Here is a 12,034-nt window from a genome sequence, read left to right as displayed (position 1 = left end):
CCGCAGAAATACGACGGCACCATCGCGCCCACCGGCGACTCCACCATCCAGGTCTACGGTACATTCACGCTGCACGGCACGCCCCATGACCTTACCGTGCCCATGCAGATCCACATCGACGGCGGGGCTCTCAACGCCAAGACGCACTTCATCGTCCCTTATGTGCAATGGGGACTCAAGGATCCGAGCTGGGGTTTTCTCAAAGTATCCAAGGAAGTCGACATCGACCTCACCCTGACAGGAAAAGTAACCCCCACCAGCTAACGGGCAGGTACATCCATCAACCACACAACCGAACTGCACCTTCCGACGGCTATTGCCGTGGGTTCAGTTCGGATGTGCGGAAATTTGAATTGAATTCAAAGCAAGAAGATAAGTCGACAATTCAGCAGCTACCAGCTACCAGCTACCAGCTACCAGCTACCAGCTACCAGCTGCTGCGCTCACCTGCCCAGATACGCGCGGTACTGCTGCTCAATCACGCCTGCCGCTCGCGCAAGGGCCAACTTCGATAAGTTGTACCGGTATAAGCTCCGCACAGAATTTGTCTGCGCCGTTGCCAGCGAAGACTGCGCCGTCACCAACGCAAGATTGTCATCCACTCCCGCATTTACGCGGTCTGTCTCATCGCTCACGGTCTGGGTGGCCAGCTCGACATTCGACTTCGATACTTCCACCAGTTTCATCGCCGCGGCTACATCCAGCAGCGCCGACCGCACCTGTTGGTCAATTTGGCTTCGCAGATTGTCGAGCTGCGCATTGACTGCTGCCAATTGCGCCCCCGATGCATCGACCTCTCCCCGAATGCTCGCCTCGCGAAAAATCGGAATATTCAGCGTTCCCATCGCGTTAAAAACACCGTGGCTCGGACTCCCATTCACTTTATCCACGCCGTAGTATCCGCTGAAACTTAAGCTTGGCAGCCGTTGCGCCCTGTACGCATTGTGCACAGCGCGCAGTTCAATTACCTGGTTCTGAAGGTTCTGGTAATCCTGCCGATTCTTGTACGCAGTCGCGCGCACTTCCGCAGGCGTCTGCTCCGCCAGGTCGCTATATGGAGCAGGATCGGTCAGCGCGATCTTCTGCCCCGGATCGATTCCGATCTCCCGCTTCAGCAGAATCAAATCCTTCTCCTCGGCGTTTTGCGCGGTGATCAGGTTCTGTTGCTGCGACTGCAACTGCACGCGCGCTCGCAATTCATCCAAGTTCGCCAACGTCCCAGCCGCATGTGCATCGCGCGCCTGCTGCCACGCCATTTCGTCAGCCTTCATCAGCGCAGTTGCGTTATCCACCTCGCTCGCATCCGCAAGCGCGGCCAGGTAGGCCGTTGCCACCTGCTGAACAACCTCGCCCCTCGCCGACATCTTCTGGAAATACGCTGACCTTGCCGCCGCTCCCGCGGCCTTCCAGCCAGCGATAACCACGCCCGAAAACAGCGTCTGATTCAACGACAGCTGCCCTTGGGTCAGGGTATCTTTCGTAATCAGCGAAAACCCCGCAGGTGGTCCGCCCGGAAATAATCCTTCAAATTGCTTTAATGTATTAGGCCCGAAACCCAATGCAGCCAGGTTGTGCTGGAAAAAGCCGGTACCCCCGCTGAGGTTGATCGTGGGCAAAAACTCCTGCAGCGCCTCGTTCTTTTCCCCCTGCAACTGCTTCTCGCCGCTCTCGGCTTCTCTCAGTCCAAGATTAGTTTCAAGACCGCGTCGGATCGAATCGTCCAACGACAGCTTCAGCGGCTCGTCGCTTATCGTGCGCACCGTCACGCTGCCATAAAAGGGATTCGTCGTCGAACTCGGATTCTGAGCCTGGGCGGACGCCTTCCCAGCCAGTCCTGCGGCCGAGGCGCACACCAACCCAATCGCCCAAAGACGGGCAAACTGTCCTGCTTCTTTCACATCCATCATTCTCTCAGATGTCGCAGAGTCCTCAAGGATTCCCCATCACACCTAAAATTCCGGCAAAATCGCGGCGAATCAGTGGTTTTCGTCCCCGATTTCCACCCTAAATCCGTTGTCGGGCCCACCTTCCTTGCCGAAACAGGATGATGCTCGCCACCGCGATCGAGCATTCGGCAATCACCACCGACAGAAACGCGCCGTTTGCACCAAGCCTCATTCCAACCGACAGCCACCATGCCAGCGGCAGCTCCAACACCCAGAAGCCAAAGAAATTCACAATCGTCGGCGTCAATGTATCGCCGGCTCCATTGAAGGCCTGCAACATCACCATCACGTACGCATATCCAACGTTGCCGCAAGCAAATGTGCGCAAGGCTGTTGCCGCGATTGGAACCACCGCGGCATCCTGCACAAACAGCCGCACCACCGGCGTCGCAAACACGACAAAGAAAATCCCCAGCACTCCGAGGAAGATCACGTTGTACAAGCTGGTGCGCCATACCGCCTGTGCCGCGCGGTCCGGCCTCTTCGCCCCCAGGTTCTGTCCTACCAGCGTCGCAGCGGCGTTGCTCAGTCCCCATGCCGGCAGAATGAAGAACACCACGATGCGAATGGCAATCGTGTATCCCGCCACAGCCGACGATCCGAAAATCGAGATGATCCGCACCAGCACAATCCAACTCGTATTCGCGATGGCAAACTGCAGGATCCCCGTCAGCGAAACCCGCAGCAGTTTAACCATTACCCGCACGTTGATGCGCAGTTGCCGCACCAGGATGTGAATGCGCTCGGTTCCTCGCAGCAGCCGATAGAACTGGTACAGCACGCCGATCGAACGCCCCGTGAACGTGGCCACTGCGGCGCCCGTCACGCCCATCTTCGCAAACGGACCGAGTCCGAAAATCAGGCACGGATCGAGCACGAGGTTGATAATGTTCGACACCCACAACAGCCTCATTGCAATCGATGCGTCGCCCGCCCCGCGAAAGATCGCGTTATTCAGGAACAGCATGATGATTGCGCCGCAACCTCCCAGCGCAACACGCGCATACCCTGATCCGCTTGCCACAATCTCCGGCGAAGCACCCATGGCCCGCAACAACTCCGGCGCATAAATCCCCGCCGGAATCCCGATCCCCAGCGAAATCAGCAGGCCAAGCACTACCGCCTGAACGCCGGCAATCGCCGCGTCCTCGGGGTCTTTTTCGCCGATCCGCCGCGCCACCATTGCCGTTGTGGAGAGGGAGACGCCCAGACCGATGGCGAACACCAGCGCTAGCAGCGACTCCGTGATGCCCACCGTTGCGACAGCATTGGCGCCCAGCCTGCCCACCCAGAACACGTCGGTGACGGCAAACAGCGACTCCAGCACCATCTCCAACACCATCGGAATGGCCAGCAGCAATATGGTTCGATTCAAGTTCCCCGTTGTGAAGTCCTGGTGCGAGCCTTTCAAAGCCTCGCGTACCGAAGACCAAAATCCGCGGTCGTCTTCAGACGACAGCCGTGTCAACCATTCAAGAACAGACATAGCAATAGCTCCACGATGGCACGCAAAAACAGCACGCCAATGGCGAAGGGGCCACGCTGCTATCAGATTGTGATTTGCAGAATTACCCCAGGTCTGAAGATGACCTCGGGGTCGAGAAGAAGGGAAAAACCCGAGGCAATGTTCAGCGGCTGATTCGTACGACGGTAGGCTGAAACACTGTTTCCTCCATAGCCGGAAAGGTCCGGCGGGTCTTAAGACTATAACCCGGTTTCAATTTAAATTTCCAGCAAAATCAGATCGTGCCCCTTTGTTCCGCTTTGCAAAAAACGCGCGGGACTCGAGTCGAATTACATTGAGTCCCGCGCGCTGTTTCGTTTTCGGCGCTGTGATGCGCCGTTTCTCTTTCGAAGCGGGTTAGTGTTTGTCCACCTGAATATCCGAGTGTGCGGAACCGAAAAGGCCAATCAGACCAGGCTGACCGGCGTAACCCAGATAGCTCTTGGTCTTGAAGTTGTCTTCCAGGGTCTTGAGCAGAGAGTAATGATTGAATGGGACGTAGGAGACCGATCCCGGTTTGATAAACGGCGACAGCAGAACCGCCCCGGTGCGGTCTCCGCCATAGCTGCCAAACGACAACGTGTACGGGCCAAACGTGCTGATCTGCGGGAACGAGCCGAGATTCGGCCCGGGCTGTTCGCTGCAGCAGGCTTGTCCCTGGAAGGCAATGGTGTAGCCCCCCGCCGAATTTGGAGTGAGCGTATAGCCGCCCTCATCGAAGGTGATGATGATCAGACCATCGCGCTTATATGCCGGCGACGCCTGGATCATCGGAATGATCTTCTGTAAAAAGTTGTTGATGCCTACCTCGCCGCCGGTCTGTCCGTTCACGCAGGCGCTGTCATGCCCGTCGTCGCAAACATTCGGCGTGATGAAGGCGAAGTTAGGCGTTGTCTCTTCTTTCTGAAGGTCCGTCGTCAACTTGTTAAGATTCACAACACCGGTCTGGCAAGCGGGAGAGTCGATGATGGAGTGGAAATAGACAAATGGGTTGTGGCGCGTCACATACTGATCCCCGTTCGGTACCGCGGCCGAGGGTGCCTCAGCGTTCTGCGTCATGTCAGTCGTATTCAGCGCCGGGTGACCGCAGGTCGCGGACTCGCGGCTGGGATCGTTGCCCATGTCGCCCATGTATGCGCGCCACGTCAATCCGATCTCGCTCATCTGGTCTGGCAGTGTCTTCACGCTTTCTGGATAAATGCAGCCTGCGCCAATTGCCTGACCATCCGTTGTCACTCCCGTCTCCACAAAGTCGCCATACACCACGCAGTCATTCCGGTTTTGCGGATTTCCCGACTGCCCGCTGATCATCGCAATGTAGTTGTCATTGCTCGCATGTCCTGTGCCGTAGTACTGGGTCAGCAGCGCGCCTTTAGAAACCAGAGTTTTCGAAAGGTAAGGCGCTTGGGAATTAGGCCCGAAGGTTGTGTCGTAACCTTCGTTCTCAAGCACGATGACAAAAACGTGGCCGAAACGCGGTGCATGGTCGTCGTCATCTTTGTCGAAAGCGCGGCTCGGGCTCGCACTCGACAGGAGCAAGGATGTGGTGCATGCGAGAGCGATCAAACGGCGCTTCGCGCGATCGGGAGAGAGATAGCCCTGCAGGCTCTGGAAGGATTTCAATGTTGACCTCGGAATTGAATTGAAAGACGTGGCGCTAAAGCCCAGGGGGAGACCGTGCCAACGAGGAAACTAGTCGTTCTTGATTACTCGAATGTAAGAGTGCTGTGAATATTCACCACGCCCAACCCTCACAAGATGCGGGTGACTGATCGGGGGCGTGGGCGGGATACATCTGGGCCGCCTGCCCATATCGATTCAGCTTGATCTCTTCGCTCAGATGCAGCACCGCACCGCGCTCGTGCAGTTTCTCCTGCAATAGACACATCCTGCAGCGCGGAACGGCACCGGCAATACGACCCCGAAAAAGTTTTTCCAGCCACCTCGTTCCACAGCGGAAAACGAAGAAGAAGCCGAGCAGGGAAAGGAAGAGGAAGAACAGAAGGAAGACAAAGGCCAAATGCAAGCGCGCCCGGTAAACAGAAGGCCTCAATCGATCCATCGAGGGGGTGCCCGATATTTCAATGAGGTTTGACTTCATACCTGTCAGAGGCATAGATATAAGCAATTCCTCCCGGAGATTGAATGTCCAGATTTCTTTTCACCATGCTGCCGGCGAACGACCTCGGTCTGCCCACGCGCCTTGTTCCCATTGCACGCGAACTCGCCGACCGCGGCCACGATGTTGCCGTCTTCAATCCCGCGCCCGCACCAGCAGCACTCATCGCCGATGCGGGCCTTGCAAATCTGCCCATGCCACCGCGTGCCATCCCCGATCCGCCATTCGACCTCAAGAAAGCAAGCCAAGCCTGGGACGTCGAAGAAATGTACGCGTCGCTTTTCTCTGACGAGGAATTCGTGCGGGCGAATACGGCACTGCATGTCGACTTGATCCGCGACTTCAAACCCGATGTGGTGGTCGATTCCTTCGGCGTCTTTGCCTGCCTGGCCGCGCGCGTCTGCGGTGTTCCGCTGGCCACCGTGAATCAGGGAAACTTTCATCCCGCCAGCGGCGGATTTCTCTTCTGGAAAGGCGAACGGCCGTCCGGGTTGCCCAGCGCCGCGCCGTACTTCGACAGAGTCGCCGCGGAATATGGCATTGGCCCTTTCGCGCGCAGCGTCGATCTGCTCGCAGGCGATCTTTCCCTTATCGTCGGTACTCCGGAAACCGACCCCGTCTCCTCCGCGGCTCGCGTCACCCATATCGGTCCCATCGTATGGCAACGCGGTGATGCCGAGCTGCCCCCGTCGATCGCCTCGATTCAAAAGGACATCGTCTGGGTCTACTCGGGCAATCCGCGCTACGCTCCCGTGCCCACGGCAATCGACTCCATCGTGGTCATCCGCGCCGCGATAGCGGCCCTGGCCGACGCGCCCGTTGAGGTCGTACTTACTACCGGCTATCAGGAGATTCCCAATGAGATTGGAGCGCTGCCGGCAAACTTTCACCACGCCGCGTATCTTCCGGGGCGCGCCATGGCAGAGCGCAGCCGATTGATGGTGCATCACGGTGGACATAGCTCCGTGATGCAGTCCCTGGCCGCCGGCACGCCCGCCATCCTCATCCCCACCATCACGGAACGGGAAAGTAACGCGCGCCGGCTCGTCGCACTCGGCGCCGGCGAAATCGCGCTGCCGATTGATGGGCCAGACGGCGAAAAGCAGATCGACATCGCTGAGTTCACCAGCAAAGTTCATCGCGTGCTCAACCAACCCAGCTACCGCGAGAGCGCAAGCCGCGTAGCCCTGAATATGCGCTCATATGGCGGTGCGCGGCTGGCTGCTGACAAGATTGAAGAGCTGCTAACGATGAATTAGCCAGACGCGGGGAAAGGAAAATCCCAGGCTGCGCTTCAAGGTTTCCCCTTCAGAACCTGGAATCTTCCCGATCTCTCAATCTCCCGGCGGGGGCGCCGTGGTTCCATGCGGATTATCGTGCGATCCACCCTGCATTTGCGCCTCCATTGCATCGAGCTGCTTTTTCTGATCGTCCGTCAGAATCTCACGCAGCGCTTTGTCGGCTTTCATGAACAAGGGCACCATCCCTTCATGCCGTTGATCAGGCGTAAGGCTTTGGTCCTCGTTAAGTTTCTGCGACCCGTCATGCATCTCCTGCAGAATGGGCCGCGCCTTATCCTGCTGGTCGGCAGTCAGGCCGAGTTTGTCGCTCAGCACCTTCAAATGTTGTTCAACCGGCGCAACGGCGGCAGCATGCACGTCCGGGCTGGTTGTGGTTTGTTGTGCCACCGCGCCTATCGCGAACATCAGCACAGTCCCCGCTGCAAGCAAGCGAATTCGGTTCATTGGACTTCTCCTCTTTTCAACGGCAAACTTTTTCATCGGCCAACCGCGCGATTCAGCCTATGATTCGCACTGTAGCTTTGAAATGCAGCCGCGTCGAGGGGCGCACCGGCGTTGTTGAACAAAGAGGCGGCAATTGTCCATGAACGGGTCAAAAAACGAACGCAGCAAAGCGCCGAAACAAGCTGTGAAACCGAAAGAGAAGCCGCGCAAGCCCGATGCGCGCGTGCAGCGTACCCGCGACCAACTCGGCCAGGCGCTGATCGCATTAATCGTGGAGAAGCCGATCAACGACGTCACCGTGCAGGATGTGCTCGACCGCGCCGGCGTTGGCCGGTCAACGTTTTATCTCCACTATCGCGACAAGGACGACCTGCTCGTCAGTCAACTGGAAATGTTTCTTGAATTCATGAGCACCGCGCTCAGCGTTCGCAATGACAAGTCGAATCGCGTCGCCCCGGTGGCGGGGATGTTTGAGCACATCGGCAACCAGAACAAGCTCTACCGCGTGCTCTCCGACTCGGGGCATCTGAAGGACTTCTTCGATCTGGCCGAGGGATACTTCGCACGCGGCATCGAGCGCCGGCTCAAGGAATCAGGCCGCCTCGCGAAGGTTCCGCAGCGTGAACTGGCCGCACGCGCATCGGCATTGTCAGGCAGCCTGCTTTCGCTCCTTCGCTGGTGGCTCGATCGCGGCGAAAAGGAATCGCCGCAAGAAATGGACGAGATGTTCCACCGCATGGTCTGGACCGGCCTGCAGTAGTCAATGAGACTATCCCGGGTGCCTCAGAGCCTGTCCTGAGCGAAGCCGAAGGATCTCGCTTTTGAGACCTGGGAGCGTTGCTCTACCATGCTCACTTCTTGTTCACTGCCAACCAAGTCCCGCGCTATACTACGCCGCATGCGAGGTCAGCGTGGCTGTCTTTCAAGTCTGAGCGGTTGCCTCATGAAGCTGGTGTTTTGGTTAGTTGCCGCAACTGCATTCATGTGGGTCGTGGTTGTCGCGTTGAACCCCTGGTCGCTGCACATTGGCCAGCGATCGACACCGCTGCTCTACTGGCACGGAACGGGCATTTTGCATTCAAAGGACGGCAGGACCTTTCCGCTGTATATGTCGTTCTGGCCGGGAAAACCGATGCGGAACGGCGGCGGCCGGCGCGAGGGCAAAATCTGGAGCGCCGACCTGAAGGGTACGGGTTGGCTGTGTCTTGCGCCGGGTTCGGTGGAGCGCATGGACGTGAGCGGCACGATGTATGGCGGCTACCTGACCAGCGACCAGAGCCTGTTTGACTTCCGGCTTCTGGAGTGGCAAAAGCCGTTTCAGATCAACTACCACCATCGTGGATTCTTCGATGTGGCGGGGAACTGGCACGGGCCGCTGCTGGTCATGGACCGGCCGAACGAGCAAGGCATCAAGCTGAATACCGGCCCATTCATCGACAACGCGACAGTGACGCTGCACTGGGCGAGCTACGACGAGTTCGAGACCGCATGCCAGACGATGAGCAGTGCGCCCGGAAAGTAAATGCAACCATGTGGCTGCATATGCATTTTGCAATTGCGCTTTAGACTGGCTTTACTTTACCTGCAGACCGTCCGCCCCTTAAGGCGTGGGAAGCCCCAGGAACTTGAATGGCTCCGCGGGCTTGAAGTCCTTCACCGCGTTTCCTGAGAAGACATTCATCTGCCCCTTGCCCAGATCCAGTTTCATCACCTTGCCAGATGCTTCAGAAAAGTCGATATCGTGGAGGTTGACCCAGAAGGTATTGGGCGAGAGTGCGGACTCAAAGTAATAGACAAGGCGCTTCTGGTCGCTGACAGTGCGCCAGCGGGTGGAGGAGATGTTCGGTTGATCGGGCGTGGAAATGCCGTAGGGAACCGATGCATTGCGTATCACGCTGAACGCGGTGGCAACCGCGATTGCGTTGTCGTCGGATTTGGGTATGGCGTTGATATAGAACGAAGCCCGCGCGAACCTGTCGGCAGCGCGATTGGTGCCGGGCAGCATCACCGTCCCACCAATCTGCTTCCAGTATTCATTGAGGGCGAGTTGTTCGTCGTAGGTGGGCGAGTTGGTCATTACCTGAAACTGTTTGCCGTGATGGATGACCTGTTTGCCATTGAGATATTCCACGATGGCGCTGTCGCCGGTTGAATCGGAGATCGAAAAATGCAGAGTGGCGAGCCGGTCCTGGCCGGGCACATTGGCGGTAACGGTCACGAAGGGTTCCTGCTCGAGCGCCTTGACAGCCTCCTCGACGCTCGCGAAGTTGTCGAGCACATACTGCGCCCATGCGGAGATGGCGAGGCCTCCCTTGCCGGAATCGTGTTGCGGGTAGACTGATTCGACAAGCCAGAGCGCATTGACCACCAGACCTTTTTCATTCATTCCGTCGGTGGTGGAGATGTCGTAGCCGGAGGCGATGACGCTGCCGTACTTCGAAGTCCACTGCACGGAGTGCGGCCCGACTTCGCCATTGCGGTGCATGCCGCGCGGAAGAATCCAGAGATTGGTCAGGATATCGTCGGCCCAATCCATCGAGCGGACGGTGATGACGTCGCCGTTGGAGCCCAGATAGACGGCGCGGGTGCACGCCGGCGCGGAGGAAGGGCTGCTGAGGCCAAGGCAGAGCGCCGCAATCAGCACGGAGCCATTGAGAAACAGGCGGGGGACGAGTCGCATAGGTACTCCTCTGAGGAAACGGGGGATAAGGAAGCTGGCCCGGTGCTGGGATCTGATGCGAGCGGAAGCGAACGGGAGAAGTATACCGATATACACCATCTGTACGCAGTGATGGAGCGCTGGCTTCGCGGCCAGACGTGGGCTCTCGGCGCATCTTGAAAGCACGCTCTCGAAGATCAGGGATGGGGCACACCTGATTTAAGGCACCGATCGGCCTTTTCTGTGATGCGGAACAACGGGGGCGTCTGATCTAGTAATTGGAAGGCGGTCATGCAGCAGGGTCACCAGGCCCGGCTCCAGAATCGCGCCTGCTGGAGGTCCCATGCGAAAGAACAATGTTGTGATCGTCGCGTTTGCGTCGCTGGTTGCGCTCGCCGTGTCTGGCACTACATCTCGGGCACAAACGCAAGCGGAGAAAACTGCTTATCCGGCCATGGCTCCCGTCGATCAGTATCTGATGCCAGATCAGAGAGCTGAAATTGCGCTGGCTCGCACTGGTGCGCCAGCGTCTGTTTCGGATGGTGCCGAGGTGATGGTGCTGGAACGGCAGGGATTCACAACTGCGGTGAAAGGCACGAATGGTTTCGTCTGTGTCGTGGAACGGTCGTGGGGCGCGGCCACCGATGCTTCGGAGTTCTGGAATCCGAAAATTCGCTCGCCCATCTGCTTCAATCCGGCGGCAGCGAGAACGTTTGCGCCCATCTTTCTGATGAAGACCAAGCTGGCGCTGGCTGGAAGATCGAAGGCGCAGATCCTCGCGGAGACCTCGGCAGCGCTGGACAAAAAGGAACTGCCCGCGCTGGAGCCGGGATCAATGTGCTACATGATGTCGAAGCAGCAGTACCTGAACGACCGCGACGTGCACTGGCATCCGCACCTGATGTTTTTCGTTTCAGGCGACGCCGAGAAAAGCTGGGGAGCCAATGTGCAGGGCTCACCGATCATCGCGGCGAATGACCCTGAAGAGCGAGTCACAATTATGATGGTCCCGGTTTGGAATTGGTCCGATGGCACGCCCGGGCCGTCGCTGGCGCATTAACAAAAGACGAAGGCAAAAGCAGATCCTTATGGATCTCGAAGAATTTGACCTTTGGCGGTTGGGGGACGCCCACCTGTGCAGTAATTGGCTTTTCAGGACGGCTCTTTCTGCTTTGCGAGCCCCATACCAGTTGCAGACGTGTCATCCTGAGCGGAGCGGCATGGGGTAAGCGCAGCGAAGGATCTGCTTCTTATGCCATTCGCGAAGTCGCCACATGCGGAAACCATGGCTCACTCAGATCTTCCCAGGTTGGATTTGCGAGTTCAATGAGACCTATCTTCCTCCCCCGTGTCCATCCCTTGATTTCCTTTTCGCGCTGAATCGCTGCGCTCACTTCGCTGAAACTTTCAAACCAGATGAGACGGTTGCAGTTGTATCGCGCGGTGAATCCAGGATGCGTCTTCTGCTTGTGCTGAAAGACGCGTCGGCGCAGGTCACCGGTCACACCGACATAGAGCGTTCTGCTTCTGCTGGCGATGATGTATGCGAAGTAGAAGCGGTCGTCCATTGGTGGAACGGTAACGAAACGGCGGGGGATGGGAAGTGCTTGCGGTCACGGCAGTCTGCGAGAAGCAGGTCCTTCGCTCCCCGCCCCATCGACGAACACCTATCGATGGGGACCCCATTGCTTACCCCATGAACGCTATGCGTTCACAGGGCCCCAAGCTGCTCCGCTCAGGATGACACGGGCTGGGGTGGGGTGGTGGCTTCCCACCCTTGCTACGCAAGGATGGGGCACCCAAAGTTGGTGGTGATTTAGAAGTGGACCACCCGCCGACCCGCCATACGGCCGACTCGTCTTACTTTTTTGTTTTTTTGAACGAGGGAATATCGATGGGTAATCCCACACGCATAAAAACGCGTGCGAAGGATTGTGACAAGTGCTCTCTGTACGGCGGCAGAAGCCGAAGGTGCTTTCGGCCAGATGCGCGGAGACGCAGGAAGTCCAGCGGCAATGAATAAACCTGCTGAAGATCGACAATGCGAAGTTCGCGTTGAAG

The 12,034-nt window shown here is 57.8% G+C and carries 13 protein-coding genes; 5 read left to right on the top strand and 8 right to left on the bottom strand.

The window, feature by feature from the left end; all coding sequences use genetic code 11:
• Positions 1-264, top strand: a 264-nt coding sequence (locus WA354_RS06615) for a YceI family protein (protein ID WP_472812214.1), incomplete at its 5' end; no start/stop codon positions are given.
• Positions 265-443: 179 nt separating this feature from the next.
• Here WA354_RS06615 and WA354_RS06610 read toward each other — a convergent pair.
• The 4 genes from WA354_RS06610 to WA354_RS06595 form a co-directional block, all read right to left on the bottom strand.
• Positions 444-1,898 (bottom strand): TolC family protein, encoded by a 1,455-nt coding sequence (locus WA354_RS06610; protein WP_472812213.1) that lies wholly within the window; start codon positions 1,896-1,898, stop codon positions 444-446.
• Between the two features lie 106 nt (positions 1,899-2,004).
• Entirely contained in the window at positions 2,005-3,432 is a 1,428-nt protein-coding gene (locus WA354_RS06605; RefSeq protein ID WP_472812212.1) for an MATE family efflux transporter, read from the bottom strand.
• Positions 3,433-3,807: 375 nt separating this feature from the next.
• On the bottom strand, positions 3,808-5,073 hold the full coding sequence (locus tag WA354_RS06600) for an alkaline phosphatase family protein (RefSeq protein WP_472812211.1): 1,266 nt from the start codon (positions 5,071-5,073) through the stop codon (positions 3,808-3,810).
• Positions 5,074-5,185: 112 nt separating this feature from the next.
• On the bottom strand, positions 5,186-5,566 hold the full coding sequence (locus WA354_RS06595; RefSeq protein ID WP_472812210.1) for a hypothetical protein: 381 nt from the start codon (positions 5,564-5,566) through the stop codon (positions 5,186-5,188).
• A 29-nt stretch (positions 5,567-5,595) separates the two neighbouring features.
• Between WA354_RS06595 and WA354_RS06590 the strand changes: the two genes are divergently transcribed.
• Positions 5,596-6,828, top strand: coding sequence for a glycosyltransferase (locus WA354_RS06590; protein WP_472812209.1), 1,233 nt, complete (start codon positions 5,596-5,598; stop codon positions 6,826-6,828).
• 75 nt (positions 6,829-6,903) lie between these two features.
• Here WA354_RS06590 and WA354_RS06585 read toward each other — a convergent pair whose 3' ends face one another.
• Positions 6,904-7,314: a hypothetical protein gene (locus WA354_RS06585; RefSeq protein ID WP_472812208.1), complete on the bottom strand. Its 411-nt coding sequence runs from the start codon at positions 7,312-7,314 to the stop codon at positions 6,904-6,906.
• Positions 7,315-7,453: 139 nt separating this feature from the next.
• On the opposite strand from WA354_RS06585, the gene WA354_RS06580 reads away from it, so the two are divergent.
• Together WA354_RS06580 and WA354_RS06575 are read left to right on the top strand one after the other, a co-directional pair.
• Positions 7,454-8,074, top strand: a complete 621-nt coding sequence (locus WA354_RS06580) for a TetR/AcrR family transcriptional regulator (RefSeq protein ID WP_472812207.1) — start codon at positions 7,454-7,456, stop codon at positions 8,072-8,074.
• Between the two features lie 183 nt (positions 8,075-8,257).
• On the top strand, positions 8,258-8,836 hold the full coding sequence (locus WA354_RS06575) for a hypothetical protein (RefSeq protein ID WP_472812206.1): 579 nt from the start codon (positions 8,258-8,260) through the stop codon (positions 8,834-8,836).
• Positions 8,837-8,914: 78 nt separating this feature from the next.
• Here the strand turns inward: WA354_RS06575 and WA354_RS06570 are convergent, their stop codons facing one another.
• Positions 8,915-9,994, bottom strand: coding sequence for a linear amide C-N hydrolase (locus tag WA354_RS06570; RefSeq protein WP_472812205.1), 1,080 nt, complete (start codon positions 9,992-9,994; stop codon positions 8,915-8,917).
• Positions 9,995-10,316: 322 nt separating this feature from the next.
• Here WA354_RS06570 and WA354_RS06565 point away from each other — a divergent pair, with 322 nt between their 5' ends.
• Positions 10,317-11,033 carry a hypothetical protein gene (locus WA354_RS06565; RefSeq protein ID WP_472812204.1) on the top strand — a complete coding sequence of 239 codons (717 nt, stop codon included), beginning with the start codon at positions 10,317-10,319 and terminating at the stop codon, positions 11,031-11,033.
• A gap of 190 nt (positions 11,034-11,223) precedes the next feature.
• Here the strand turns inward: WA354_RS06565 and WA354_RS06560 are convergent, their stop codons facing one another.
• Both WA354_RS06560 and WA354_RS06555 read right to left on the bottom strand, forming a co-directional pair.
• The gene (locus WA354_RS06560) at positions 11,224-11,541 is read right to left on the bottom strand and encodes a GIY-YIG nuclease family protein (RefSeq protein WP_472812203.1); all 318 of its coding nucleotides are present in this window, start codon (positions 11,539-11,541) and stop codon (positions 11,224-11,226) included.
• A gap of 292 nt (positions 11,542-11,833) precedes the next feature.
• The coding region (locus WA354_RS06555; RefSeq protein WP_472812202.1) for a hypothetical protein at positions 11,834-12,034 on the bottom strand (201 nt) is incomplete at its 5' end.

This window comes from Occallatibacter sp., from assembly GCF_049802275.1.
GTDB lineage: Bacteria > Acidobacteriota > Terriglobia > Terriglobales > Acidobacteriaceae > Telmatobacter.
Note: the sequence above shows the minus strand (reverse complement) of the source record. Positions and strands in the feature narration are given on the sequence as shown.

Coding starts and splice junctions, on each gene's coding strand:
- WA354_RS06605 (WP_472812212.1), bottom strand. CDS start 3,432: ATGTCTGTTCTTGAATGGTTGACACGGCTGTCGTCTGAAGACGACCGC.
- WA354_RS06595 (WP_472812210.1), bottom strand. CDS start 5,566: ATGCCTCTGACAGGTATGAAGTCAAACCTCATTGAAATATCGGGCACC.
- WA354_RS06590 (WP_472812209.1), top strand. CDS start 5,596: ATGTCCAGATTTCTTTTCACCATGCTGCCGGCGAACGACCTCGGTCTG.
- WA354_RS06585 (WP_472812208.1), bottom strand. CDS start 7,314: ATGAACCGAATTCGCTTGCTTGCAGCGGGGACTGTGCTGATGTTCGCG.
- WA354_RS06580 (WP_472812207.1), top strand. CDS start 7,454: ATGAACGGGTCAAAAAACGAACGCAGCAAAGCGCCGAAACAAGCTGTG.
- WA354_RS06575 (WP_472812206.1), top strand. CDS start 8,258: ATGAAGCTGGTGTTTTGGTTAGTTGCCGCAACTGCATTCATGTGGGTC.
- WA354_RS06570 (WP_472812205.1), bottom strand. CDS start 9,994: ATGCGACTCGTCCCCCGCCTGTTTCTCAATGGCTCCGTGCTGATTGCG.
- WA354_RS06565 (WP_472812204.1), top strand. CDS start 10,317: ATGCGAAAGAACAATGTTGTGATCGTCGCGTTTGCGTCGCTGGTTGCG.
- WA354_RS06560 (WP_472812203.1), bottom strand. CDS start 11,541: ATGGACGACCGCTTCTACTTCGCATACATCATCGCCAGCAGAAGCAGA.